Annotated in this window: 18 protein-coding genes and 1 riboswitch; of the genes, 10 read left to right on the top strand and 8 right to left on the bottom strand. The window is 66.1% G+C overall.

Annotated features, from left to right (window positions below):
- Positions 1 to 78 precede the first annotated feature (78 nt).
- The 5 genes from yghU to P5705_RS19245 all read right to left on the bottom strand — a co-directional run bounded on the left by yghU (position 79) and on the right by P5705_RS19245 (position 6,839).
- On the bottom strand, positions 79 to 918 hold the full coding sequence (gene yghU, locus P5705_RS19265; protein ID WP_277462559.1) for a glutathione-dependent disulfide-bond oxidoreductase: 840 nt from the start codon (positions 916 to 918) through the stop codon (positions 79 to 81).
- A gap of 59 nt (positions 919 to 977) precedes the next feature.
- Positions 978 to 1,802 (bottom strand): DUF6216 family protein, encoded by an 825-nt coding sequence (locus P5705_RS19260; RefSeq protein ID WP_277462558.1) that lies wholly within the window; start codon positions 1,800 to 1,802, stop codon positions 978 to 980.
- A 55-nt stretch (positions 1,803 to 1,857) separates the two neighbouring features.
- A complete protein-coding gene (locus P5705_RS19255; RefSeq protein ID WP_277462557.1) occupies positions 1,858 to 2,766 on the bottom strand; it encodes a hypothetical protein in 909 nt (302 codons plus the stop codon).
- A 181-nt stretch (positions 2,767 to 2,947) separates the two neighbouring features.
- Entirely contained in the window at positions 2,948 to 5,074 is a 2,127-nt protein-coding gene (locus tag P5705_RS19250) for a TonB-dependent receptor (RefSeq protein WP_277462556.1), read from the bottom strand.
- A 109-nt stretch (positions 5,075 to 5,183) separates the two neighbouring features.
- Positions 5,184 to 5,389: riboswitch (cobalamin riboswitch) on the bottom strand.
- Between the two features lie 76 nt (positions 5,390 to 5,465).
- A complete protein-coding gene (locus P5705_RS19245; protein WP_277462555.1) occupies positions 5,466 to 6,839 on the bottom strand; it encodes an MFS transporter in 1,374 nt (457 codons plus the stop codon).
- Positions 6,840 to 7,349: 510 nt separating this feature from the next.
- On the opposite strand from P5705_RS19245, the gene quiC reads away from it, so the two are divergent.
- The 6 genes from quiC (at position 7,350) to P5705_RS19215 (ending at position 16,087) form a co-directional block, all read left to right on the top strand.
- Positions 7,350 to 9,254, top strand: coding sequence for a 3-dehydroshikimate dehydratase QuiC (gene quiC / locus P5705_RS19240; protein WP_277462554.1), 1,905 nt, complete (start codon positions 7,350 to 7,352; stop codon positions 9,252 to 9,254).
- Positions 9,255 to 9,423: 169 nt separating this feature from the next.
- Positions 9,424 to 10,086, top strand: a complete 663-nt coding sequence (locus P5705_RS19235; protein ID WP_277462553.1) for a TetR/AcrR family transcriptional regulator — start codon at positions 9,424 to 9,426, stop codon at positions 10,084 to 10,086.
- Positions 10,087 to 10,346: 260 nt separating this feature from the next.
- Positions 10,347 to 12,524 (top strand): iron-containing redox enzyme family protein, encoded by a 2,178-nt coding sequence (locus P5705_RS19230; RefSeq protein WP_277462552.1) that lies wholly within the window; start codon positions 10,347 to 10,349, stop codon positions 12,522 to 12,524.
- The gene (locus P5705_RS19225) at positions 12,521 to 13,138 is read left to right on the top strand and encodes a LysE family translocator (protein ID WP_277462551.1); all 618 of its coding nucleotides are present in this window, start codon (positions 12,521 to 12,523) and stop codon (positions 13,136 to 13,138) included. The genes P5705_RS19230 and P5705_RS19225 overlap by 4 nt, the downstream gene beginning before the upstream one ends.
- Entirely contained in the window at positions 13,135 to 14,967 is a 1,833-nt protein-coding gene (locus P5705_RS19220) for a carbamoyltransferase family protein (protein ID WP_277462550.1), read from the top strand. The genes P5705_RS19225 and P5705_RS19220 overlap by 4 nt, the downstream gene beginning before the upstream one ends.
- Positions 14,954 to 16,087 (top strand): SGNH/GDSL hydrolase family protein, encoded by a 1,134-nt coding sequence (locus tag P5705_RS19215; protein WP_277462549.1) that lies wholly within the window; start codon positions 14,954 to 14,956, stop codon positions 16,085 to 16,087. Before P5705_RS19220 ends, P5705_RS19215 begins: the two co-directional genes overlap by 14 nt.
- Before the next feature lie 382 nt (positions 16,088 to 16,469).
- Here P5705_RS19215 and P5705_RS19210 read toward each other — a convergent pair whose 3' ends face one another.
- Positions 16,470 to 17,318 carry a shikimate dehydrogenase gene (locus tag P5705_RS19210; RefSeq protein WP_277462548.1) on the bottom strand — a complete coding sequence of 283 codons (849 nt, stop codon included), beginning with the start codon at positions 17,316 to 17,318 and terminating at the stop codon, positions 16,470 to 16,472.
- Positions 17,315 to 17,764, bottom strand: a complete 450-nt coding sequence (gene aroQ / locus P5705_RS19205) for a type II 3-dehydroquinate dehydratase (RefSeq protein ID WP_277462547.1) — start codon at positions 17,762 to 17,764, stop codon at positions 17,315 to 17,317. The genes P5705_RS19210 and aroQ overlap by 4 nt, the downstream gene beginning before the upstream one ends.
- 312 nt (positions 17,765 to 18,076) lie before the next feature.
- Between aroQ and P5705_RS19200 the strand changes: the two genes are divergently transcribed.
- From P5705_RS19200 to P5705_RS19190, 3 genes are all read left to right on the top strand, one after another.
- Positions 18,077 to 19,291: a TolC family protein gene (locus P5705_RS19200; RefSeq protein WP_277462546.1), complete on the top strand. Its 1,215-nt coding sequence runs from the start codon at positions 18,077 to 18,079 to the stop codon at positions 19,289 to 19,291.
- Positions 19,292 to 19,402: 111 nt separating this feature from the next.
- Positions 19,403 to 20,620 carry an efflux RND transporter periplasmic adaptor subunit gene (locus P5705_RS19195; RefSeq protein WP_277462545.1) on the top strand — a complete coding sequence of 406 codons (1,218 nt, stop codon included), beginning with the start codon at positions 19,403 to 19,405 and terminating at the stop codon, positions 20,618 to 20,620.
- Positions 20,621 to 20,635: 15 nt separating this feature from the next.
- Positions 20,636 to 23,791 (top strand): efflux RND transporter permease subunit, encoded by a 3,156-nt coding sequence (locus tag P5705_RS19190; RefSeq protein ID WP_277462544.1) that lies wholly within the window; start codon positions 20,636 to 20,638, stop codon positions 23,789 to 23,791.
- Positions 23,792 to 24,066: 275 nt separating this feature from the next.
- Here P5705_RS19190 and P5705_RS19185 read toward each other — a convergent pair whose 3' ends face one another.
- Positions 24,067 to 24,300, bottom strand: a complete 234-nt coding sequence (locus P5705_RS19185) for a hypothetical protein (protein WP_346780512.1) — start codon at positions 24,298 to 24,300, stop codon at positions 24,067 to 24,069.
- Between the two features lie 415 nt (positions 24,301 to 24,715).
- Between P5705_RS19185 and P5705_RS19180 the strand changes: the two genes are divergently transcribed.
- On the top strand, positions 24,716 to 25,348 hold the full coding sequence (locus tag P5705_RS19180; protein ID WP_277462541.1) for a LysE family translocator: 633 nt from the start codon (positions 24,716 to 24,718) through the stop codon (positions 25,346 to 25,348).
- Positions 25,349 to 25,507 lie beyond the last annotated feature (159 nt).

Below are 25,507 nucleotides of genomic sequence, written 5' to 3'. Positions count from 1 at the left end.
GGGGCCGCTTTGCGGCCCTTTCGCGGCTAAAGGCCGCTCCTACAGGGTGAGGTGTAAATCCCGATCGTTGCGCCAGGGTCAGCCCAGGTCGGCCGCCGAGTGGCGCTCCGGCACCTGGCTGGCTTCGTCACCCCAGGTGCGGTTGACCCGGGTACCGCGCTGCACAGCCGGGCGCTGGGCGATGGCTTCGGCCCAGCGTTGCACGTGCGGGTACTCGTGCACCGCCAGGAACTCGGCCGCGCCGTACAGGTTGCCGCGCACCAGCTGGCCATACCACGGCCACACGGCGATGTCGGCGATGCTGTATTCGTCACCGCCCAGGTAGGCGCTTTCGGCCAGGCGGCGGTCGAGCACATCGAGCTGGCGCTTGGCTTCCATGGTGAAGCGGTTGATGGCGTACTCGAACTTTTCCGGCGCATACACATAGAAGTGGCCGAAACCGCCGCCCAGGTACGGCGCCGAGCCCATCTGCCAGAACAGCCAGTTCAGGGTTTCCGCGCGGGCGGCCAGCGACGTGGGCAGGAACGCGCCGAACTTCTCGGCCAGGTACAGCAGGATCGAGCCGGACTCGAACACCCGTACCGGCGGCTCGACACTACGGTCGAGCAGGGCGGGGATCTTCGAGTTGGGGTTGACCCCGACGAAGCCGCTGCCGAACTGGTCGCCTTCGCCGATGCGGATCAGCCAGGCGTCGTATTCGGCGCCCGTGTGGCCGAGGGCCAGCAGCTCTTCGAGCAGAATGGTCACCTTCACGCCGTTGGGCGTGGCCAGCGAGTACAACTGCAGCGGGTGCTTGCCCACGGGCAGGTCCTTGTCGTGGGTCGGGCCGGCCACCGGGCGGTTGATGCTGGCGAACTGGCCGCCGGACGGGGCCTCGTGGGTCCAGACCTTGGGCGGCTGGTAAGGGTGCTTGCTCATGTTCAGACTCCTTGAAGGTTCGGGCCGATAGGGTTCAGACCGGCGGGCGACAGGGCTGTTCAGCCGTTGGCGTTCGCCTGGCAGGTGCAGGGAGTGGGCGGGTTGAGTTTGCGATAGAGCTTGTCGGCCAGCTGGGCGGTCGCCAGCCGCTGGCAGATCACGCAGATACCCAGTATCAGCAGCAGGCTCACGCTCCCTCCGAAGATGCGCTGGCTCCGGGTCAGGCGTTGCAGGTGTTCCTGCGGTGGATCGGTGAGGATTTCGCAGATGACCTGGTTGTCCTCGGGAGCGAGTACCGGTGGGCCGGATTTGCAGTGCTCCGCGGTGAGTTGCCAGCTGTTTCCAAGCAGAGGCTCAGCCGTCTGGCCGTTGGTCCAGAAGTTGGTTCCGGACTTCTTGACCGCCAACAGTGCCTTGTCCTGGCCGAACAGGTAGGAGGCAGGCATGAGCACGATCATGACCAGCACGAGTACGGCCACGGCCGAGCGCTTGCGCGAGGCGAGGCCCGGCTCTTTCATCCGTGTGGTTTCGGGGTCGAAGAAGTGCCTGGCGCGGGTCAGGTCGTTCAGGGCGATGTCATGTTGCTCGATCAGCGCCAGCGCCCGGTTTGCGGCGCGGGTGTTGGGGAAGCGGATGCGCGTGAGAAAGCGCATGCCTTCGACGTCACGCAGGGCTTTCCAATGCTCGTTCAGTTGGTCATCGTTGAAGCGCTTGCTGCCGGCGATCAACCACCAGATCCGCTGCAGCAGGAAGTGCGCGGAGCCGGCCCTGAGCCAGGCCAGCAACATGAGGAGTGCCACGCCAAGAACGTACAACAGTGGTTGCGCTTCCTTGAGTGGCGCGATGATGTCGTTCATCAGTGACAAATCGGTGGGAGCAGCCATGGTATTTCCTTACACATACGGCGGTACGAGATTATTCAGTTTGTATCGCGAGACACTACGGCGCGGGGCTTGAGTTGTATCCACTGTCGAGCGACTTGTCTTGCTTGTTGTCGGTGCCCAACGTTTTCTGTGACCCTCGTGCCCTGAATTTGCTCATGGTCATGCGCATCATCCCTTTCACGAACTGGAGGGACAATTTGCTTGCGGATGGGCTGACTTGAAAATGCTGGGCAAGGTGAAGCAATTGCGAGAGATCGGCAATTGGCCAGAAAATGCCATCAGGCGTGGCGATCACGGCCTTCATCGGGTGGGTAGAGCCGTCCTCCGAATGTGCGTAACACAGGGCGTCGAGGTAGCAGGCCATTTCTTCCAGGGTGAGCCCTTGGGACGCATCCCACAGCACTTCATCCGCCTTCGCAGGTGCGATGTGCTTGCGCTTGTCGCCTGGTGGGAGCAACTGTTTTCCGCGCAATGCGTCCAGATACGGCTGCGTCTCGAGCCGAGACTCATGCACGGGCAGGAAGCCTTGCTGTGCGAGGGGCGGGGCTTTGGGAAACGTGGGGTAGACGACGAAATGACCCTGTCGTGACAAGTCCACGAAATGCCTATCTCCGACAGGATCGACGAACGTCATCAGCTCGTGCATGAACTTCTTTTTTTCAGTACGCAGTTTGCCCTTGCTGGCTTTGAACTCCAGCAGGAAAAAGCGCTGGTTGATCGCCGTGAGGGTGTCGCCACTGGCGGTTTCCGCATGGCCATCGAGCTTTGCAAGCAACGGTGGAGGGGTACGTGTCTGGATCAGGAAATTCTTCAGAAGCGTTTCGCCCTCAAGGGTGTCGCTTTGACGAAGGGCCGAGACCAGTGCTTCGTAGTTGGCGTTTTGCCTCCTCATCCACTGCATGTCGCGGAATGCGAGAATGATGGAGTCTTCCCACGGCGTCCGATCATTGCTGTCACTGCTCAATCCACTCACTCCCTGCAATCCTGCACCGTTTGATCTGGGGCCATATACGACACCATTGGCGAGGCGAGGGCAATGCCAAAATGCTGGCAATCAGCAGGATAGACGCATGCGTCAGTGCTGAGCCCCAGCATTTCGAGAGTCTGTTGGCCGGGCGCCCACAGGAAGGCCCCCGGCCGATTGATCAGAAGCTGTAGTCGACCGTGGCGAAGTACGAACGCGGCGCGCCCAGCAGCCATTGCTCGCCGCTGTGGGCCGAAACCACATAGTCGCGGTTGAACAGGTTGTTCACTTGCAGGCCGAGGCGCACGTCCGGCAGCACCTGCCAGCCGAGGTTCGCATCCACCACGGTGTAGCCCGGCGCGGACTGTTCATTGTCGACGCTGGCATAGCGCTCATCGACATAGCGCAAACCCACGCCGGCATCCACCGTCTGGCCGAAGCCCTTGCTCAGCCACAGGTTGGCGGTGCGCCGCGGCACGTTGGCGGGGCGGTTGCCGGCACGGTCCATCACCCCTTGCGCCGTGTTCTGCAGGTACTCGTCGTACTTGGCCCGCACCAGCGCGGCGTTGGCCGACAGCTGCCACTGGTTGCCCAGCGCCAGTTCCAGCGAGGCTTCCAGGCCGTCGGAGGTCTGCTGCCCGGCCTGCTGCTGGGTCTTGCTGGCCGGGTCGTAGACCAGCAGCTTCTTCTTGACGATGTGGTAGGCCGCCAGGGTCCATTCGCCCTGGCCGTCCCAGAAGCGCTGCTTGACGCCCAGCTCGGTCTGCTTTGCCTCGGTGAGGTCGAAGTCCATCTGCTTCTGGCTGAGGCTGATCAGGTTGCCGACGCCGTCTTCACTGGTGGAGTACTGGCCATAGACCGACAGGTCATCGCTGAGCGCATAGACCAGGCCGGCGCGCCAGTTGCCGCCGCGCAGGCTGACGTCGCTGCGCGAGCCGTCGACCAGGTTGTCGCGGTCGATATGGTTCTGGTCGCGGCGCACGCCGGTGACCAGCGACAGGCGCTCGGTCAGTTGGGTGCGGTTTTCCGCGAACAGCGCGACGGTGTGGGTGGTGGAAAGGTTTTGCGGGCGCAGCGGCGAGGCGCTGTGGAACCCACCCGGGGCCGGACTCCACGGGTCGACCAGGTCGACGCCGTCGTCGTTGTAGGGCGCGTTGCTGTCGACGTTGAAGCGGATCTTGTTGTACTCGATACCGACCACGGTCTTGCTGGCCAGGCCGAACAGCCCGTGGTCGAAGGTGAAGCTCTGGCGGTCGCCGAACTGCTCCTGGTTGTGCTTGATCTCCAGGTAGCTGCCCCGTTGCAGCAGGCCCTCATCGGCGTTCCAGGTGTAGTCCTCGGCGTTGCGCCAGTGGCGGCGGCTCTTGATGTAGTACAGCTGGTTGCTGGCCGAGACCGTGTCGCTGAGCGTCCAGTCGGTGGTCAGGCGCGTCCACTCGTCGTGGTAGCGCTGCACGTCGTTCTGCACGTTGTAGTTCTTCTTGCGCAAGCTGTCGCGGTAGTGGCCGTCGATCAGTGGCGTGCCGTAGTAGTTGGCCGGCTCGGCGTCGCCACGCTCGTGGGCGAGGGTGAAGCTCAGGTCGTCGCTGGCATCGAAGCGCAGGGCGGCGCTGAGCGACAGGTTGCGCGAGTCGGTGCGGTCGACCCAGCCGTTGCCTTCCTGCTTGTTGAGGGAGACCCGGTAGCTCAGCCGTTCGCTCAGGCTGCCGCCGCTGTCCAGCCCCAGCTGCTGGCGGTCCCAGGAACCGTAGCCCAGGCGCAGGCGGTTGTGGATCTCGCCGGCGAACGGCTTTTTCGGGATCACGTTGACCACCGCGCCGGTGGCGCCTTCGCCGTACAGCACCGACGCCGGGCCGCGCAGCACGTCGATGCGCTCGACCATCCACGGGTCGACCGGGAAGGTCAGGGTGCCGGCGCCGGTGTACAGGCGCGCGCCGTCGAACAGTGTCATCACCGAACCCTGGCCGCTGAAACCGCGTGCCGACAGGCCGGTGCCACCATCGCCCGGGGTACCGATGAAGGTGATGCCCGGGGAGCGGGTCACAGCGTCCTGTACGGTGAGGTTGTTGCGTTGCAGGATCTGTTCGGCGCTGATGCTGCTGGTGCTGGCCGGGGTTTCCAGGGCGCTGAGGTTCAAGCGTGAACCGGCCTGGGTCGGGGTGGCCAGGTCGATGGTCGAGGGTTCGCGGGTCTCGGTGACCGCCGTGGCGGGCAGGGTGAGCGGGGCACCCTCGTGGTCGTCGGCCAGGGCCGGGAGCGAGACGGCCAGGCAGGCCGCCAGGGTGTGAAGCTTGTTGAGTCGGGACATGTCGTTCCACTGCTGCAGGAATGAATGGATCCCGGTGGAAAACACGCAAAGGCGCACCACATACGCAGGCGCGCACGCGATGACCGGCCTGCGCCCGCCCACCGCGGGTTGCCAAGTAAGGCTTCAGGCCGGTCTCCGGGCTTGCGAGGGTCGTGAAGCCTTCACCTTCCCATGCGTGTGCACAGTGGTGTGTCGAAGGGTTCGCTCGCTTACCGTTGCGGGGGCAGCGCCGGACTTGTCGCAAGAAACGACTCACCGGCTTCCCGTTTCACCCTGCGCGCGGCGGCGCAGGACACCTGAAACTGGCGCGCATCTGACCATCGAACGCGAGGGGAGTCAATCATCTGGATGGGCCAGGCCTGTCAGTGCGCGACAGGTCTGGCCCGGGCGTTCAATGCCCGAACGCTTTCAGGCTGTCCTTGCGGTTGGCTTCATAGGCTTCCTGCGCCATGGGCGTTGCCTGCGGGTTGCCCAGGTCTTCCATGGCCAGCCGGTGGGTCTCCGGCGCCAGGTATGCCGCGAACGCGCATACGCAGGTAATGAAGAACGCCAGCCCGCCCACCACCAGCGGGATGTTGTCCGAGCCCGGTGGCGCCACGGTGGCGAACAGCGCCGGCAGCATGGCGGTGAGCATGGTGCCGACGTTCTGCGCGATGGCCATGGCCGAGACCCGGTAGCGGGTCTGGAACAGCTCGGGGTAGAAGCTTGGGAACACCGCGTTGTAGCCCTGGTAGACCATGCCCCACATGACGATCGACGCGGCGAAAGCCAGTGGCACGTTCTGAATGCTGATCGCATACAGGTAGACGAACGCCAGCAGGCCTGAGCCCAGGCAACCGGCGATCATGGTCGGGCGGCGGCCGATCCGGTCGGAGAGGTTGCCGACGAAGGGGATCACCAGCACCGCGACGATATTGCCCACCACCGGGATCCACAGGTACACGCTCTTGTCGAAGCCGACGCCGTAGGCCGGCTGCACCGCGTAGGCCGCGCCGAAGATGGTGGCGACCACCGGGATCACGTTCATCAGCGCCATGAACATCACCAGCACCATGTGCTTCCAGCTGTGGCGGAAGGCTTCGCTGATCGGCGACTTGGCCACCTTGGCCTGCTGCTCTTCCTGGACGAAGGCCGGGGTTTCGTGGACCTCCTTGCGGATGATGAAGCCGGCCACCAGCACCAGCGCGCTCATCAGGAACGGAATGCGCCAGCCCCATTCGTTGAAGGCCTCGCTCGGCATGAAGTAGGCCAGCGGCAGGAACACCGCCGCCGCCATCACCTGGCCGGCCTGCACGCCCTGCAGCGTATAGCTGGCGTAGTAGCCACGGCGGCCGAACGGCGCGTGCTCCATGATCATCGAGCTGGCGCCGGAGATCTCGCCGGCCACGGCGAAGCCCTGGACCAGGCGCAGCAGCACCAGCAGCGCCGGGGCGAGCAGGCCGATGTCGTGGTAGGTGGGCAGCAGGCCCACGGCCATGGTCGACAGGCCCATCAGGAACATGCACAGCAGCAGTACGTTCTTGCGCCCGCGGGTGTCACCCCAGTGGCCGAGCACGAAGGCGCCCACCGGGCGGGCCAGGTAGCCGACGCCGTAGGTGGCCAGCGAGGCGATGATGGCCATCTTCGGGTCGGTGGAGGGGAAGAAGATCTGCGGGAAGATCAGCGCCGCCGCTTGGGCGTAGATGAAGAAGTCGTAGTACTCGAGGGCAGAGCCGATCCATCCGCTGGCGGTGGCTTTCTTGGCTTGGGAGCTTGAGCGGGCCATGTTGTCTCCGTTGTGCTTGTCGGTGGCCGGAAGGTCAGCGCGCACGGGGCGCGTGAACCGGAGGACGATAAGGAGAAGACGAACGTGGCGGTGCGGATCGCAGGGCGAGGAACGTGAGCATAGGTCGGTACCCGTTTTATTGAACTTATTATGTGGTGACGTTGGGCGGTGCGGCGCAGGACCCGCCGAACGACCGGCGTGGCAGCGAGAAAGGCCGGCGGGCCTGCGACTGCTGTTCATGGTTGTTCACGGGGGTGGGTGAATCAATTCGCCGGAACGGGTTTTGTTCGGTAATCGAACGAAAACTAACTGTTCCGTACAAAGTTCGTTGCCGGGGTGACTTTACCTGCGAATAATCGGTCGTGCCAGGCCGGTCGACGCGTCATCGGCCTGGCACGACCTCTGTAGGAGCGGCTTCAGCCGCGATCACCCGCAAGGCACCGCGATACCCGCATCGCGGCTGAAGCCGCTCCTACAGAGGAACGCCCCACAACAACAAGGAACCCCAGCATGCAGCGTTCGATTGCCACCGTGTCCCTCAGCGGCACCCTGCCGGAAAAGCTCGAAGCCATCGCCGCCGCGGGTTTCGACGGCGTCGAGATCTTCGAGAACGACCTGCTGTACTACGCCGGCAGCCCGCGCGAGGTGCGTCAGATGTGCGCCGATCTCGGCATCGCCATCACCCTGTTCCAACCCTTCCGCGACTTCGAAGGCTGCCGCCGCGACCGCCTGCACAAGCAGCTCGACCGCGCCGAGCGCAAGTTCGACCTGATGCAGGAACTGGGCACCGATCTGGTGCTGGTGTGCAGCAACGTGCAGCCCGATGCCCTGGGCGACCAACAACTGCTGGTGGACGACCTGTGCCTGCTCGCCGAGCATGCCGGCGATCGCGGCCTGCGCATCGGCTACGAGGCCCTGGCCTGGGGCCGCCACGTCAGCACCTACCAGCAGGCCTGGAACCTGGTGCGCCAGGCTGATCACCCGGCGCTGGGGTTGATCCTCGACAGCTTCCACACCCTGTCGCTCAAGGGCGACCCCCGGGCCATCCGCGATATCCCTGGCGACAAGATCTTCTTCGTGCAGATGGCCGACGCGCCGATCCTGGCCATGGACGTGCTGGAGTGGAGCCGGCATTTCCGCTGTTTCCCGGGGCAGGGCGAGCTGAACCTGGCCGGCTTCCTCGCACCGATACTCGCCACCGGCTATCGCGGCCCGCTGTCGCTGGAAATCTTCAACGATGGCTTCCGCGCGGCGCCGCCCCGGCAGAATGCCGCGGACGGCCTGCGTTCGTTGTTGTACCTGGAGGAGAAGACCCGTCGCCAGCTCGAGCGTGAAGCGCGGCAGGTGGAGCCCGGCGTGCTGTTCGCGCCGCCCGCGGCCAGCACCTACGGCGGCGTGGAGTTCCTCGAGTTCGCGGTCGACGAGGCGGTGGGCGCGCGGCTAGGGGTGTGGCTCAAGCGCCTGGGCTTCGCCGAGGCGGGTGAGCATCGCAGCAAGGCGGTGCGCCTGCTGCGCCAGGGCGACATCAATATCGTGCTGAATGCCGAACCCTATTCCTTCGCCCACAATTTCTTCGAGGCCCATGGGCCGTCGTTGTGCGCCACCGCCCTGCGGGTGAAGGACGGCCAGGCGGCCTTGCAGCGCGCCACCGCCTACCGAGGCCAGCCCTTCCGCGGCCTGGTCGGCCCCAACGAGCGGCAGATCCCGGCGGTGCGCGCGCCGGATGGCAGCCTGCTGTACCTGGTGGAGCAGGAGGCCCACGGCCAGACCATCTACGACAGCGATTTTCACCTTGCGCCGGGCGTACAGGGCACCGGTGGTCTGCAACGGATCGACCACATGGCCCTGGCCCTGCCGGCCGAGGCGCTGGACAGCTGGGTGCTGTTCTACAAGAGCCTGTTCGACTTCACCGCCGATGACGAGGTGGTGCTCCCCGACCCCTACGGCCTGGTCAAGAGCCGCGCGCTGCGTAGCCCCTGTGGCACGTTGCGGGTGCCGCTGAACATCTCCGAGAACCGCAACACGGCCATCGCCCACGCGCTGTCCAGCTACCGGGGCTCGGGGGTGCACCATATCGCCTTCGACTGCGACGACATCTTCCGCGAGGTGGTGCGGGCCAAGGAGGCCGGGGTGCCGCTGCTGGAAATCCCGCTGAACTACTACGACGACCTGGCGGCGCGGTTCGAGTTCGACGACGAGTTCCTGAGCGAGCTGGCGTACTACAACGTGCTGTACGACCGCGACGCCCAGGGCGGTGAGCTGTTCCACGTGTACACCGAGCCGTTCGAGGAGCGTTTCTTCTTCGAGATCATCCAGCGCAAGGGCGGCTATGCCGGGTATGGCGCGGCCAATGTCGCGGTGCGCCTGGCGGCGATGGCCAAGCGGCGCAGCGAACGCCCGCGCCCGACCCTGTAGGCGCCAGCCTTGCTGGCGAAGCCTGTGAGGCACGGATTCAGGGGTGGCGTCAGCCCCGGTTCGCCAGCAAGGCTGGCTCCTACAGGGACGGGGCCTTACAGCACGCTTCCCTGCACCGCCCGGCTCACGGATAATCCCCCGGATTCCTCTAACGAGCCTGTGAGTCGGTATGCGTGATTCGGTAGCCAAGCCTGAAGTCGAAGGGGCGCGCAAGACGCGCAAGAACAACCCGGAGAAGACCCGCGAGAACATCCTCCAGGCCGCCATCACCGAGTTCGTCCAGCAGGGCCTGGCCGGCGCCCGGGTCGACGCCATCGCCGAGCGCACCGCCACCTCCAAGCGCATGATCTACTACTACTTCGGCAGCAAGGAGCAGCTGTACGTCGAGTGCCTGGTCAAGCTCTACGGTGATATCCGCAAGACCGAACAGCGCCTGGACCTCGAGTCGCTGCCCGCCGAACAGGCGATCCGCCGCCTGGTGGAGTTCACCTTCGACCACCACGACCACAACGTCGATTTCGTGCGCATCGTCTGCACCGAGAACATTCACTACGGCGAGTACGTCAAGCAGTCGCCGGTGATCCGCGAGATGAGCAGCCTGGTGCTGGAGTCGCTGGGCCGCACCCTGCAACGCGGCGTGGCGGAGGGCGTGTTCCGCCCGGGCATCGAGGTGATCGACCTGCACATGCTGATGAGCTCGTTCTGCTTCTACCGGGTGTCCAACCGCCACACCTTCGGCGATATCTTCCAGATCGACCTGGCCGACGAGCAGATCAAGCTGCGGCACAAGCAGATGATCGGTGACGCGGTGATGCGCTACATCAAGGCCTGACCTGGCGGCACTGCAGCATTAGCGAGGCTCATGCTTGTCGCCAATGCGGCCCGTTTTACATTTTCATGACCACTGCGCAAAATCCCCCTCGCAAAACGTTATAAGCATATTCCCTCGTATCAGGAAGATGCTTCGCATCAAGGACGATGCACTCTTCACGCAGGTCTTCGGCCGCCAGCCTACGCGATAACCTCGCGCGGCCCGGCCTGGCCTGGGTGAGGTCTGTCCTCAGACCATCATGAAGAGGAGGGGCTGGCGCAATGGCCAACCTGGCGCAGGAGGTGCCTGCGTTCACCGCACCCAGCTTTCTGGCGATCACGCCGACAGCACTCGGGCAGGTGCGACTGAACGCCCGGCAATGGTTCTTCAGACTGGTCAACCAGGAAGAGCGGCATGGCTTGCTGGAGCTGGTCTGGACGCAGGTGACACAACGCTTCGCGGCGTATCGCGACGCGAGCACGCTGCAAGCGGTCGCAATCGACCAGCCATCGCGAGCGCTTCACGAGCGCCTGCGGGCCGACTATCCCGCGCTGATCCCCGATAGCGCGCGCAAACGTCACTTCTATTTCCAGCACGCGCCCTTGTTCAAAGTGATGGGGGGCTGGCTCGATGGTGTCACCTCCATCGCCCACGCCTGGCGAGCGGACAGCGGCCAGTTGCTCAAGATCCATGCGCTGATGGTCGGTGGTGGTTATCCGCAGCGTAGCCAGAGCCGGCTGTTCGACCAGGCGGCGCACCGTGTGGGCATGGCCGTGGCCGAGGTGTTCAGCCACCGTTTCTGCGACGATCCCGCCATCGAAGACGCGGCATTCGAGCTGCCGGTGTTCCTGCTGGCCCTGGCCTGCTTCCCGCGGGCGTTCCATGCCGAGACGCTGGGCGTCAACCTGGCCCTGTGCGACTACGTCGACCAGCTCAATGCCTTGCGCGAGGGCGACACGGCGCTGTTCGGGCAGCCGCAGGCAACGGCCTACCACGGCATGGCCGTGTCCGCGCTCGATCTCTTCCTGCAGCGGGCATCGGTGGCCGATAGCGCCCGGGTCGGCGCGGGGTATCGCTGTGCACTGGCGATGATCGAAACCCACGAGCGGCACTTGGCCCAGGTGCTGGCCGACCCGCAGCGCTTCAATGAGCACGCCGCCATGGTGGCGCTCATCGACAGGCTGGGGCGCCATGGGTGTGGTTACCATCAGCGCGGGCAACTGGCGGGCGAGCCCATCGACCATTGGCTGGCGCCGGAGACGTTCTGCCCCCACGCCACGGTCAAGGCACTGGCCGATTCGCGCTATGTCCGGCCGGGCCAGCCGGCGCGCAGCGCGCTGCTGAACATCATCGGCAAACCCACGGGCAGCATGTTCGGGGTGTTCTCCGGCGACGATATCGCGGTGGTCGAGCGCTGGGTCTCGACGCTGGCACCCACCACCGAGCGCCCGACGGCAAACGCCGAGGGCACCCCGCCCACGCCTGTGGCCGTGACCTTGTGCGAGCAGGCATTGGCCCAGGCCAACCGGCTTGCCTTGAAAAAGTACCGGCACCTGTCGCTGCGGGCCTTGTATCCCTTGTTCCTGCAGATCGACCAGGCGCCCGACGCCTTGCCAGCGGCCCGGGCCTTTGCCGATGCCTGGCTGGCACGGCACCGGCTGGGCCTGCGCCGCGAAGGCCTGCCGTTCAGCCCATACAGCCACGAAGCCCTGGCGCAATGGCTGGAGGCGCAGCATGCGCGGCAGGTGCAGAGCTATCGCCCCTTGGTCGGCGCCCCCGAGGAGACCCGCGAGGACATCGTCGCCGATGCCTTGAGCCTGGCCCCCCTGACCTTGATCGACGGCGCCTGGCTGCGCCAGGTGGTGGCCCCGGCCAGTGTCACCACACCGATCGGCGCCTTGCTCTACCGCACGCTGATCGACGAACTGGGGCAGGGCGACAGCGCGCTGCACCACGGCAACATCTACCAGCAACTGCTGGCGAGCATGGGCCAGGACGTGGGCAGTTTCGTCGAGCCGGGCTTCGCCACCGCGCGCCATTTCGAGGACGACGACCTGCGGGTGCCGGTGTTCTGGCTGGCCATCTCGCTGTTCCCGCAGCGCTATCAACCGGAAACCCTGGGCTTGAACCTGGCCATGGAGCTGTCGGGCGTGGGCGGCGAGTACCGGCGCTCCGCCGACGTCCTGCGCCACTACGGTTTCAGCGCGCTGTTCACCGACCTGCACAACACCATCGACAACGTGGTCAGCGGCCACACCGCCTGGGCCATCGAGGCGATCCGCCAGCACCTGGACGATGCCCTGCAGCGCGGTGGCGAGCAGGAGCAGGCGCGGCACTGGGAGCGGATCTGGGTGGGTTACCGCGCCCTGAGCCCTCCCTCGGGGTCGCCGTTGCAGTGGGTCAAGGACCGCCTGCACAGCATTCGCCACACATTCACTCAACGACGAGGTGCGCCATGACGTACGGCTTTCTCTCCTTTCTGCTGGCAGTCCTGATCATCAACGCCTCGCCCGGCCCGGCCATGCTGTACGTGATGAACCAGTCGCTGCGCCACGGCGTGCGCACGGGGCTCAAGGCCGCCGCCGGGGTCGAGTTCGGGGTGTTCTTCTACGTGCTGCTGGCGGCGTTCGGCCTGATGCTGATCTTCAAGGAAGTGCCGTTGCTGTACCGCATCGTCCAGGTGGCCGGCGCCCTGTACCTGCTGTACCTGGCCTACACCTGCTGGCCACGGCGCAGCGCGGCCGGCGCCAGCGCCAGTGGTGAAGGTACGTCGCCACCCGCGCGCTTCGCCTTTGGCAAGGGCGTGCTGATCAACCTGTCCAACCCCAAGATCGGCCTGTTCTTCGTCAGCCTGCTGCCGCAGTTCGTGCCGGCCGACGCCCAGCCGGCCTGGCTGTACTTCCTGATCTACGGCCTGGTGTTCAACATCGGCGGCATCCTGGTGAACATGACCGTGGGCCTGGCGGCGCATAACCTGCGGGCGTTCATCCAGCGCAGCTCGTGGTTCGACTACGTGCCACCGGTGCTGTTCCTGGCCATCGCGGTACTGACCCTGACACGGGAGTTCGCATGACTTACATCCTCGGGCTATCGGCCTTCTACCACGACAGCGCGGTCACCCTGATCAAGGACGGGCAGATCGTCTGCGCCTTGCAGGAAGAGCGCTTTTCCCGGATCAAGCAGGACCGCGGGTTCCCCCGCCATGCCCTGCGCGCCTGCCTGGAGCAGGCCGGCATCAGCCTGGCCGATGTCGCCTGGCTGGCCTACTACGAAGACCCGGAGGTGAAGTTCGAGCGCATCTGCACCACCTACAAGCGCAACTTCCCCCGTGGCGCGCTGGCCTTCGCCCAGCAGTACACCCGCTTTGCCGCGCGCCGGGACATCAAGGGCATCATCAATACCGAGTTGCAGGGGCTGTTCCCGGACCAGCCGCTGCCGGCGATCTTCATCAGCCAGCACCACCTGAGCCATGCCGCGTCGGCGTTCTACCCGTCGCCTTATCAAGAGGCCGCCGTACTGTGTGTGGACGGGGTCGGCGAGTGGTCGACCACCACGGCCTGGCAGGGCAAGGGCAACCAGCTCGAGCCGCTGTTCGAAGTGCGCTTCCCGCACTCGCTGGGCCTGCTTTATTCGGCGTTCACCTACTACTGCGGCTTCAAGGTCGACTCCGGCGAGTACAAGCTGATGGGGCTGGCGCCCTATGGCGAGCCGCGCTTCGTCGACACCATCCTCGAGCACTTGATCACCCTCGAGGAGGACGGCAGCTTCAGCCTCAACCGCAAGTACTTCGACTACGAGGTCGGCGAGCGGATGATCAGCACCGCGTTCGAGACCCTGTTCGGCGCGCCGGCCCGTGAGCCGGAGAGCCCCATCGGCCAGCGCGAGATGGACCTGGCGGCGTCGATCCAGGTGGTCACCGAGCGCGTCATGCTGGCCCTGGCGCGGCGGATCAAGGCACAGACCCAGGCCGACTACCTGTGCCTGGCCGGTGGCGTGGCGCTCAACTGCGTCGCCAACGGCAAACTGCTGCGCTCGGGGTTGTTCAAGGGCTTGTTCGTCCAGCCGGCCTCGGGTGACTCGGGCGGCTCGTTGGGCGCGGCGCTGCATTGCCATTACCAGACCAGCCAGGCGGCGCGCCAGGCCAACGGCGTGGACGACGCCATGCAGGGCGCCTACCTGGGCAATGCCTACGACAGCTCGCAGATCGAGCGCACCCTCAACCACCACGGCGCGCCGTACCAGAAGCTCGACCGTGCCGCGTTGCTTGCCGCCACCGCCGCGCACCTGGCCGAGGACAAGGTGGTGGGCTGGTTCCAGGGGCGCATGGAGTTCGGCCCGCGCTCGCTGGGCGCGCGCTCGATCCTCGGCAACCCGCGTTCGGCGACGATGCAGAGCGTGATGAACCTGAAGATCAAGAACCGCGAGTCGTTCCGCCCGTTCGCCCCGGCGGTGCTGGCCGAGCAGGCCGGGCAGTGGTTCGAGCTGGACACGCCGTCGCCCTACATGCTGATCGTCGCCCCGGTGCACGCGCAAAAGCGCATGGCAGGGCTGGACGAGCGCGGCTACAGCGGCATCGAAAAACTGCAACTGGTGCGTTCGCAGATCCCGGCGGTCACCCACGTCGACTGTTCGGCCCGGGTGCAGACGGTGGACGGGCGCCACAACCCGTTGTTCCGCGACCTGCTGGCCAGCTTTGCCGACCTCACCGGCTGCCCGGTGCTGATCAACACCTCGTTCAACGTGCGCGGCGAACCCATCGTCGAGAGCCCGGAAGACGCCTACCGCTGTTTCATGCGCACCGAAATGGATTGCCTGGTGCTCGGCGACTACCTGCTGGTCAAGGCCGAGCAGCCGCACTGGCACGAAGTGGCCGACTGGAGAAGCCAATATGCACTCGACTGACAAGCCTGTACTGAGCCACCACGAGGCGGTGCAGGAGGTGTACCGCTGGACCCCGCAGATCCGCGACTACGACCGCTTCATGCACATCGGCGCGCGCTGGGTGCCGTACACCATGTACTTTCACGAAAAAATGTTCCGCTCGCCGACCATCAACACCGATGCCCTGGGCTTTCGCTATACCGAGTTCGACGGCAAGCGCCATTCGGTGGCCGAGCGCCCGCTGGCGGGCAAGGTCAACCTGCTGGTGGGCGGCTCCACCGCATTGGGCGTGGGCTCGACCCACGACGGCGCCACGGTGGCTTCGTACCTGAGTGCGATCACCGGCGAGGTGTGGCTGAATTTCGCCGGGCGCGGCTATAACGCCACGCAAGAGCTGCTGATGTACCTGATGCAGCAGAAGCGCATCGGCGAAGTGGGCCACGTGGTGGTGTTCAGCGGCATCAACACCCTGGCCCTGGAGGGTATTCCCGACGCCTTCGCCAGCGACCATGGGCGCTACTACTACTCGTTCGAATTCCAGCACTACATGAACAAGTTCAACGAGGACATGAAGCGCAAGAAGAACACCTTCGGCGGCACCGGTGGCGAATCGCTGCTCAAGCGCTGGAAGAGTGCCCTGTTCGACGAGAATCCGGCGGATGAGGTGATCACCGATGAAGGTGTCTCGCTCGACGAGCGCCTGGAGCGGGCAGCCCTGGCGATCACCGATGCGCTCAAGCAATGGCGGTTGCTGCTGGCCGGCCATGGCGCCAGCCTGAGCTTCGTCCTGCAGCCGCTGGCGCATTGGTGCCGGGAGCGCCTGACCGCTGAAGAAGAAGCGGTGTTCCATGCCATCGACAGCTGCCCGAACAACTTCTACCGCCTGTTCAGCGGCGTGCTCGGCAAGGAGGTGCATGCACCGTTCTTCCAGCACATCCAGGCCAGCGCCGACGGCATTCCCTGCCTGGACATGAACGCGATGCTCAAGTCCAGCCCCGTCTTCGAGGAAACGCTGTTCGTGGACCGCGTCCACTTCAACGACCTCGGCAACCAGCAACTCGCTCAATTGATCAGTGACGAACTCGGCCTTTATCAGGAGAAAAGCCATGAGCCTCATTCGCAAGCTGTTAAGCCTGTTTAAGCGCAAGAAGAAGCGCGGCGGGTCGATCTACCCGTTGCGGTAGCTGTAGGAGCGGCCTTGAGCCGCGAAAGGGCCGCGGAGCGGCCCCGGCGATCTTTGCTGAAGCTGGAATCCTGGGGCTGCTTCGCAGCCCTTTCGCGGCTGAAGGCCGCTCCTACAGGGGTCGCGTTGAATCGCAAGCTGTTAAGCCTGTTTAAGCGCAAGAAGAAGCGCGGCGGGTCGATCTACCCGTTGCGGTAGCTGTAGGAGCGGCCTTGAGCCGCGAAAGGGCCGCGGAGCGGCCCCGACGATCTTTGCTGAAGCTGAAATTCTGGGGCTGCTTCGCAGCCCTTTCGCGGCTGAAGGCCGCTCCTACAGGGGCCGCGTTGAACCCAAACCATGTTCAGCCCAGGCTGGCGAAATGCGCCTGCATGCGCCCGGCATCGGCCGGGCGACCGCTGAACAGCTCGAACGCCTTGACGGCCTGGAACACCGCCATGGTGCCGCCATCCAGGGTGCGGCAACCCAGTGCCCGGGCCTGGCGCAGCAGTTCGGTTTCCAGCGGGAAGTAGATGATTTCCGCCACCCACAGGCGTGCCTGCAACAGCTCGGCGGGCAATGGCATGCCCGGCAGCTTGGCCATGCCCACCGGGGTGGTGTTGACCAATCCATCGGCTTCGGCCATCGCGCTCGCCAGGTCCTGGCCGAGCACCGCGCGCCCGGCACCAAAACGCTGCGCCAGGTTAGCCACCAGGGCCTGGCCACGTGCCGCGTCCACCTCGAACAACACCAGCCGCTCGACGCCTTCAGCAAGCAGGGCATGGGCCACCGCCGAACCTGCGCCACCTGCGCCCAGTTGCACCACCTGGCGCCGCTCGACATTTGGCAGGCCACGCCGCAAGCCTTCGGCAAAGCCCAGGCAGTCGGTGTTGTGGCCAATCCGTCGACCGTCGCGCAGCACCACGGTATTGACCGCGCCGATGCCTCGGGCCTCCTCCGACAGTTCATCGAGCAACGGCAGGATCGCCTGCTTGAACGGGAACGTGACGTTAAGCCCGGTGAAGCCGGTTCGCTGGGCGGCGTCGAGCAGCTGGGGCAGGGCACTGTCGTCCACCCCCAGCTGGTCGGCGTCGATCAGCCGGTAGAGGTAGCGCAGCGCCTGGGCGTCGCCTTCCGCCTCGTGCAACGCGGGCGTGCGCGAGGCCTGGATGCCACGGCCGATCAGGCCGGCGAGAATGCCGGGCGCGCTCATGCCGCCTGCTCCTTGAACAGCCCGCTGAAATAGCCGAGGGCCATGGCGTAGCCTTGGCTGCCGAGGCCACAGATCACGCCGACGGCGATGCTGGAGACGAACGACAGGTGGCGAAAGGGCTCGCGCTTGTGCACGTTGGACAGGTGCACCTCGATCACCGGCAACTCGCTGGCCACCAGCGCATCGCGGATGGCCACCGAGGTGTGGGTCCAGGCGGCGGGGTTGATCAGGATGCCGTGGCAGCGGCCACGGGCGGCGTGGATCCAGTCGATCAGTTCGCCTTCGTGGTTGGTCTGGCGGAACTCCAGTTCCAGGCCCAGCTCGTGGGCGCTGGCGGCGCACAGGTTGGCCAGGTCGGCGAGGGTTTCGCGACCGTACTGGGCGGGTTCGCGGGTGCCCAACAGGTTCAGGTTGGGGCCGTTGAGCACGAGGATTCGGGGTGTCATGGCGGGCATCGCTTTGTTGTTTTTGGATGCCTTGATATATGTACTACCTGGTTAGTTTCGTCAAATAAGCTGATCCATAAAACGGGCGATTATCGAACGCCTGCACGCGGTCCCTGTAGGAGCCAGCCTTGCTGGCGAACCGAGTCGACACGGTGGTTCGGTGTCGGCCCGGTTCGCCAGCAAGGCTGGCTCCTACAGGGGAGGGTACCTTGATTACAGAATTGTAATTTTCCCGCCACCGCCCCGATAACCACCCCTCCCTAGAGTCCCACGCCAAAGCATTCCGCCGCTTTGTCGACGAGGACCCACGCCGTGCCCATCCCCCGCAAGATCGCCTTGCTCTGCCTGTTCCTGGCCGGCCCCGCCGGTGCCCAGGGCTTGAGCCTGGAACAGGCGCTCGACGCCGCCTACGCCCGCAACCCGGACCTGGCCGCCGTCGGCCGCGAAGTCGGCATCGCCGAGGGCGAGCGCCGCCAGGCCGGGCTGATCCCCAACCCTGAACTGTCCTGGGAGGTCGAGGACACCCGCCGCGACACCAGCACCACCACCGTCACCCTCAGCCAGGTCCTGGAACTGGGCGGCAAGCGCGGCGCGCGCATCGATGTCGCCGAGGCCGGCCAGGCGCTCGCCCGGCTGGAGCTGGAGCGCCAGCGCAACGGCCTGCGCGCTGACGTGATCCAGGCCTTCCACGCCGCCCTGCGCGCACAGACCGCGCTGGAACTGGCGCAGCAGTCGCAGGCGCTGACCGAGCGTGGCCTGCGGGTGGTGGAGGGGAGGGTCAAGGCGGGCCAGTCCTCGCCGGTGGAGGCCACCCGTGCCCAGGTGCAACTGGCCCAGGCCCAGGCCGCGGTGCGTCGTGCGCAGACCGAACGCGGCGTCGCCTGGCAATCGCTGGCACGCCTGACCGGCAGCGCGCAGACAAGCTTCGACCGGCTCGATGCCACGACCCTTTCACCGGGGCCGGCGCCCAGACCTGAGCCACTGCTGGCCAAGGTCGAGCAGACCGCCGACTGGCGCCTGGCCGCGGCGCAGATCGAGCGCGGCGACGCGAGCCTGGGTTCGGAGAAGGCCCAGCGCATTCCCAACCTGACTGTCAGCGTCGGCAGCCAGTACAGCCGCGAGGACCGCGAGCGGGTCAATGTGGTGGGGCTGTCGATGCCGCTGCCGTTGTTCGACCGCAACCAGGGCAATGTGCTGGCCGCCGCGCGCCGCGCCGACCAGGCCCGCGACCTGCGCAACGCCGTGGAACTGCGCCTGCGCAGCGATACCCGCAGCGCCCTGGAACAGTGGGCCACGGCCATGGGCGAGGTACAGGCCTACGACCGCACCATCCTGCCGGCCGCCCAGCAGGCGGTGGATACCGCTACCCGTGGCTTCGAGATGGGCAAGTTCGCCTTCCTCGATGTGCTCGATGCGCAGCGCACGCTGATCGAAGCGCGGGGGCTGTATCTGGACGCACTGGCTTCGGCCACCGATGCGCGGGCGCAGGTGGAGCGGATTTACGGCGATCTGGCGGTAGGCCGGTGATGCATTCGTTCGCCGCCGGCTTGCCGGCTCCGTAGGAGCCGGCTTGCCGGCGAAAGGGCCGCGCAGCGGCCCCGGCGATTCGACTGACGACCCTTCCCAGCAGGAACAACAATGACCAACCCACGCAAACTCGCCATCCTCGCCGCCGCCATTGCCGCCCTCGGCCTGGGTGGCCTGGCCTGGACCGGCACCCTCGGCCAGGCCTCCAGCGGCCAGGCCCAGCAAGACGACCACGGCCATGCCGAAGAACAGGACGATGGCCATGGCCATGGCGCCTCGCAAGGCGAGGGCGAAAATCACGGCGAGGAGGAGGGCAAGCTGCACCTCAGCGCCGAGCAGATCCAGGCCGCCGGCGTGCAACTGAGCACCGCCGGCCCACAGACCCTGGGCACCGCCATCAGCTTCCCCGGCGAGATCCGCTTCGACGAGGACCGCACCGCCCACGTGGTGCCCCGGGTGCCAGGCGTGGTCGAGTCGGTGCACGCCGAGCTGGGCCAGGCGGTCAAGCGCGGCCAGGTGCTGGCGGTGATCGCCAGCCAGCAGATCTCCGAGCTGCGCAGCGAGCAGCAGGCCGCCCAGCGCCGCCTGGAACTGGCACGGCTGACCTTCGAACGCGAAAAGCAGCTGTGGCAGGAGCGCATCAGCGCCGAGCAGGACTACCTGCAAGCCCGCCAGGCCTTGCAGGAGGCCGAGATCGCCGCCGCCAACGCCGGGCAGAAGGTCGCCGCCGTGGCCCCGGCCGGCAAGGGCAACCGCTATGAACTGCGCGCACCGTTCGATGCGGTGGTGGTGGAGAAGCACCTGACCGTGGGCGAGGTGGTGGACGAGACCAGCAACGCCTTCACCCTGTCCGACCTGAGCCGGGTCTGGGCCACCTTCGCCGTCGCCCCGCGTGACCTGGACAAGGTGGTCAGCGGCCGTGGCGTCACCGTCAGCGCGCCGGACCTCGGCGCCCAGGTCGAGGGCAAGGTCAACTACGTCGGCAGCCTGCTCGGTGAGCAGAACCGCGCCGCCACCGTGCGCGCCACCCTGGCCAACCCCAACGGCGCCTGGCGCCCGGGGCTGTTCGTCAATATCGCGGTCACCGTCGAGCGCTTCGACGCCGCCGTGGTGGTGCCGGAAAGCGCCTTGCAGACCTGGGAGGAGCAGACCGTGGTGTTCGTGCGCAACGACGAAGGCTTCGAGGCCCGCCCGGTCAAGCCCGGGCGCCGCGACAACGGCCAGGTGGAGATCCGCGAGGGGCTGGCCGCCGGCACCGTGGTGGCTGCCGCCGGCAGCTTCGTCCTCAAGTCCGAGCTGGGCAAAGGCTCGGCCGCGCACAGCCACTGACCGGGAACGCCTGACATGTTCGAACGCCTGATCCAATTCGCCATCGAGCAGCGCCTGGTGGTGATGCTCGCCGTGGTGCTGATGGCCGCCGTGGGCATCCACAGCTACCAGAAGCTGCCCATCGACGCCGTGCCCGACATCACCAACGTGCAGGTGCAGATCAACACCGCCGCGCCCGGCTATTCACCGCTGGAAACCGAGCAACGCATCACCTTCGCCATCGAGACCGCCATGGCCGGCCTGCCGGGCCTCAAGCAGACCCGCTCGCTGTCGCGTTCGGGGCTGTCGCAGGTGACGGTGATCTTCGATGACGGCACCGACATCTTCTTCGCCCGGCAACTGGTCAACGAGCGCCTGCAGGTGGCGCGCGAGCAGTTGCCCGAGGGTATCGAGGCGGCCATGGGGCCGATCTCCACCGGCCTTGGCGAGATCTTCCTGTGGACGGTCGAGGCCAAGGAGGGGGCGCTGAAGGACGACGGCACGCCTTATACCGCCACCGACCTGCGGGTGATCCAGGACTGGATCATCAAGCCGCAGCTGCGCAACGTGCCGGGCGTCGCCGAGGTCAACAGCATCGGTGGCCACGCCAAGCAGTACCTGGTCGCCCCCGACCCCAAGCGCCTGGCGGCCTACAAGCTCACCCTCAACGACCTGATCGCCGCGCTGGAGCGCAACAACGCCAACGTCGGCGCCGGCTACATCGAGCGCAACGGCGAGCAGCTGCTGATCCGCGCCCCGGGCCAGGTGGCTTCGGCCGAGGACATCGCCAACATCGTCATTTCCAGCGTCGACGGCGCGCCGATCCGCGTCAGCCATGTGGCCCAGGTCGGCCTGGGCCAGGAGCTGCGCTCGGGCGCGGCCACCGAGAACGGCCGCGAAGTGGTGCTGGGCACCGTGTTCATGCTGATCGGCGAGAACAGCCGCACGGTGTCCCAGGCCGTGGCGGCCAAGCTCGAGGAGATCAACCGCAGCCTGCCCAAGGGCGTGGTGGCGATCACCGTGTATGACCGCACCAACCTGGTGGAAAAAGCCATCGCCACGGTGAAGAAGAACCTCATCGAAGGCGCGATCCTGGTCATCGCCGTGCTGTTCCTGTTCCTGGGCAACATCCGCGCGGCGCTGATCACCGCCATGGTCATCCCGCTGTCGATGCTGTTCACCTTCACCGGCATGTTCAGCAACAAGGTCAGCGCCAACCTGATGAGCCTCGGGGCGCTGGACTTCGGCATCATCGTCGACGGCGCGGTGGTGATCGTCGAGAACGCCATCCGCCGCCTGGCCCATGCCCAGCAGCACCACGGCCGCATGCTGACCCGTTCCGAGCGCTTCCACGAAGTGTTCGCCGCTGCCCGCGAGGCACGTCGGCCGCTGATCTACGGGCAGTTGATCATCATGGTGGTGTACCTGCCGATCTTTGCCCTGACCGGTGTCGAGGGCAAGATGTTCCACCCCATGGCCTTCACCGTGGTAATGGCGCTGCTGGGGGCGATGATCCTCTCGGTGACCTTCGTGCCGGCGGCGCTCGCGCTGTTCGTCACCGGCAAGGTGAAAGAGGAAGAGGGCGTGGTCATGCGCACCGCCCGCCGCCGCTACGCGCCGGTGCTCGACTGGGTGCTGGCGCGGCGCAACCTGGCCTTCGCCGGCGCCGCCACCCTGGTGCTGCTGTCGGGCGTGCTGGCCAGCCGCATGGGCAGCGAGTTCATCCCCAGCCTCAGCGAGGGCGACTTCGCCCTGCAGGCCCTGCGCGTGCCGGGCACCAGCCTGTCGCAGTCGGTGGAAATGCAGCAGCGCCTGGAGAAAACCATCATCCGGCAGGTACCGGAAGTGGAGCGGGTGTTCGCCCGCACCGGCACCGCCGAGATCGCCTCCGACCCGATGCCGCCGAACATCTCCGACGCCTATGTGATGCTCAAGCCCCGCGACCAGTGGCAGGACCCGAGCAAGCCGCGCGAGGCGCTGATCGCCGAAGTGCAGCGCGCCGCGGCCAGCGTGCCGGGCAGCAACTACGAGCTGTCGCAGCCGATCCAGCTGCGTTTCAACGAGTTGATTTCCGGGGTGCGCAGCGATGTCGCGGTGAAGGTGTTCGGCGACGACATGGACGTGCTCAACCGTACCGCCGCGCAGATCGCCACGCGCCTGCAGAGTGTGCCGGGCGCTTCGGAGGTGAAGGTCGAGCAGACCACCGGCCTGCCGGTGCTGACCATCGACATCGACCGCGACAAGGCCGCCCGCCATGGCCTGAACGTCGGCGACGTGCAGGACGCCATCGCCATTGCCGTTGGCGGACGCACGGCGGGCACCCTGTATGAAGGCGACCGCCGCTTCGACATGGTGGTGCGCCTGTCGGAGACCTTGCGTACCGATGTCGACGGCTTGTCCAGCCTGCTGATTCCGGTGCCGGCCAGCGCCGCCAACGGCGCCGCGCAGATCGGCTTCATCCCGCTGTCGCAGGTGGCCACGCTGAACCTGCAGCTGGGCCCCAACCAGGTCAGCCGCGAGGACGGCAAGCGTGTGGTGGTGGTCAGCGCCAACGTGCGCGGGCGTGACCTGGGCTCGTTCGTCGAGGAAGCGTCGCAGGCCTTGATCGACCAGGTGCAGATCCCGCCGGGCTACTGGACCCGCTGGGGCGGCCAGTTCGAACAGCTGCAATCGGCGGCCGAGCGCCTGCGGGTGGTGGTGCCGGTGTCGCTGCTGCTGGTGATGGCGCTGCTGCTGATGATGTTCAACAACCTCAAGGATGGCCTGCTGGTGTTCACCGGCATTCCCTTCGCCCTGACCGGTGGGGTGCTGGCGCTGTGGCTGCGGGACATTCCGTTGTCGATCTCGGCGGGCGTGGGCTTCATCGCGCTGTCGGGGGTGGCGGTGCTCAACGGCCTGGTGATGATCGCCTTCATCCGCAACCTGCGTGAAGAAGGGCGCGGCCTGCGCGCGGCGGTCGAGGAGGGCGCGCTGACCCGCCTGCGGCCGGTGCTGATGACGGCGCTGGTAGCCTCGCTGGGCTTCATCCCCATGGCCCTGGCCAGCGGCACCGGCGCCGAGGTGCAGCGGCCGCTGGCGACGGTGGTGATCGGCGGCATCCTGTCGTCGACGGCGCTGACCTTGCTGGTGTTGCCGGCGCTGTACCAGTGGGCGCATCGGCGCGAGGAGCAGGACGAGCCGCAGGGCCACTGAGGTTCTGCATGGGATTGAGCGCCACCCGCACGGCGCTCGATCGCCGCCATTGAACGAAACGAGCGGGTACAAAAAATGCGCCGTTCAGGAACACGTTTCAAGGTGGGGCCATGTGCCGATACACTTCGTGCCCCACGGATTGTGCCCCCATGCCGGTCCCTGTAGGAGCCGGCTTTGCCGGCGAACAGGTCCCACCTTCACCGCACAGTGCCTGATTCTTGTGCTGGATGTGCCGGCCCTTTCGCCGGCAAAGCCGGCTCCTACAGTGCGGGGTGTCAGGCGGTGCGCATCCGCGCCTTTGCCGCCTGCTGCATCTCCAGCCCATCGAGCAATGCCTCGACCACCGCCTTGGCGGTATCCAGCCCATGGTCATTGCCCAACAACAGATCGCGGCAGGTGCCGTTCGCCAGCTCCATAGCCTTTAGATTGGTCGCGAATGCGCCCTTGAGCAGAGTGGAGAGATGCACCAGCGCATCCTCGAGGTCGACACCTTCGCGCACGGCGAACAGGGAAGGGTGACTGCATTCGCAGTTGCCGAAGCTGGAAGGGGCCGTGGTGGCGCGGGACGGAGGATCGGGTAAGGCTTTTGTCATTGTGTCGCTCCTTGATTCAATAGAGCCGCCACTCGACGTGACCAAACGAATGGGTGGCGACTGTGCGCGGGTTGGTCAACCGGGAATCAAGGAAACCGGCGCGCACGGAGGCGCCCCACGCACAGCCGCCATAACACGAGACAGCCGGGCACAAAAAAGCGCCAACTGAATCGCTATGCGGCGCTTGTGCGCCTTGATGTTCGCGGGTGACCAAACCCGGCCGCTGGACTTACAGCAGCGCGCAGAGGTTACCGGGCTCGGGAACACGTTTCAAGGCGGGGTCATGTGCGGATACACTTCGTGCCTCCCACCCCCACAAGGATTGTGCCCCATGCCCGACATCACGAACCTCCTGGCCTTCGCCCTGATCTGCCTGGGCATGGTCCTCACCCCCGGCCCGAACATGATCTACCTGATCTCCCGCTCCATCTGCCAGGGGCGCATGGCCGGGCTGATCTCGCTGGGGGGCGTGGCCCTGGGCTTCGTCATCTACATGCTCTGCGCGGCACTGGGCATCACCGCCCTGGTGATGGCCGTGCCGTTCGCCTACGACGCCTTGCGCATCGGCGGCGCGCTGTACCTGCTGTACCTGGCATGGCAGGCCCTGCGCCCGGGCGGTCGTTCGCCGTTTCAGGTCCGCGACCTGCCGGCGGACAGCCCGCGCCGGCTGTTCGGCATGGGCTTGCTGACCAGCCTGCTCAACCCCAAGATCGCGGTGATGTACCTGTCGCTGATGCCGCAGTTCATCGAACCGGGCCACGGCAGCGTGCTGAGCCAGTCGCTGGTGCTGGGCTGCATGCAGATCGCCATCAGCGTCACGGTGAACGCATTGATCGCGGTGATGGCCGGCTCGATCGCCGTGTTCCTCGCCGGGCGGCCGCTGTGGCAGCAGGTTCAGCGCTGGTTGATGGGCACCGTGCTGGCGGGCCTGGCACTGCGCATGCTGGCCGAAGGGCGTCGTTGAGCGCTTTATTCGCCCGACAACCGAATTGATTGGAACGTCTGGCGCTGGCTGATTTCATACCTGTGAAGGATGGCAATCTGACAGGATCCACCATGGCCCGAACGTCATGAAATCAGCCCGCCACAGACCCGCCAGACACCGCGATCCCGCGGCGAACTT

The sequence above is a fragment of the Pseudomonas entomophila genome (genome assembly GCF_029478665.1).
Classification (GTDB): Bacteria; Pseudomonadota; Gammaproteobacteria; order Pseudomonadales; family Pseudomonadaceae; genus Aquipseudomonas; species Aquipseudomonas entomophila_F.
The sequence above is the reverse complement of the archived record's forward strand: the minus strand, read 5'-3'. Positions and strand labels throughout refer to the sequence as shown.

What these genes read in the sequence shown, in the direction of transcription:
- P5705_RS19260 (WP_277462558.1), bottom strand. Translation starts at nt 1,802, where the DNA reads ATGGCTGCTCCCACCGATTTGTCACTGATGAACGACATCATCGCGCCA.
- P5705_RS19225 (WP_277462551.1), top strand. Translation starts at nt 12,521, where the DNA reads ATGACGTACGGCTTTCTCTCCTTTCTGCTGGCAGTCCTGATCATCAAC.
- yghU (WP_277462559.1), bottom strand. Translation starts at nt 918, where the DNA reads ATGAGCAAGCACCCTTACCAGCCGCCCAAGGTCTGGACCCACGAGGCC.
- quiC (WP_277462554.1), top strand. Translation starts at nt 7,350, where the DNA reads ATGCAGCGTTCGATTGCCACCGTGTCCCTCAGCGGCACCCTGCCGGAA.
- P5705_RS19180 (WP_277462541.1), top strand. Translation starts at nt 24,716, where the DNA reads ATGCCCGACATCACGAACCTCCTGGCCTTCGCCCTGATCTGCCTGGGC.
- P5705_RS19250 (WP_277462556.1), bottom strand. Translation starts at nt 5,074, where the DNA reads ATGTCCCGACTCAACAAGCTTCACACCCTGGCGGCCTGCCTGGCCGTC.
- P5705_RS19220 (WP_277462550.1), top strand. Translation starts at nt 13,135, where the DNA reads ATGACTTACATCCTCGGGCTATCGGCCTTCTACCACGACAGCGCGGTC.
- P5705_RS19230 (WP_277462552.1), top strand. Translation starts at nt 10,347, where the DNA reads ATGGCCAACCTGGCGCAGGAGGTGCCTGCGTTCACCGCACCCAGCTTT.
- P5705_RS19235 (WP_277462553.1), top strand. Translation starts at nt 9,424, where the DNA reads ATGCGTGATTCGGTAGCCAAGCCTGAAGTCGAAGGGGCGCGCAAGACG.
- P5705_RS19245 (WP_277462555.1), bottom strand. Translation starts at nt 6,839, where the DNA reads ATGGCCCGCTCAAGCTCCCAAGCCAAGAAAGCCACCGCCAGCGGATGG.
- P5705_RS19210 (WP_277462548.1), bottom strand. Translation starts at nt 17,318, where the DNA reads ATGAGCGCGCCCGGCATTCTCGCCGGCCTGATCGGCCGTGGCATCCAG.
- P5705_RS19195 (WP_277462545.1), top strand. Translation starts at nt 19,403, where the DNA reads ATGACCAACCCACGCAAACTCGCCATCCTCGCCGCCGCCATTGCCGCC.
- aroQ (WP_277462547.1), bottom strand. Translation starts at nt 17,764, where the DNA reads ATGACACCCCGAATCCTCGTGCTCAACGGCCCCAACCTGAACCTGTTG.
- P5705_RS19215 (WP_277462549.1), top strand. Translation starts at nt 14,954, where the DNA reads ATGCACTCGACTGACAAGCCTGTACTGAGCCACCACGAGGCGGTGCAG.
- P5705_RS19190 (WP_277462544.1), top strand. Translation starts at nt 20,636, where the DNA reads ATGTTCGAACGCCTGATCCAATTCGCCATCGAGCAGCGCCTGGTGGTG.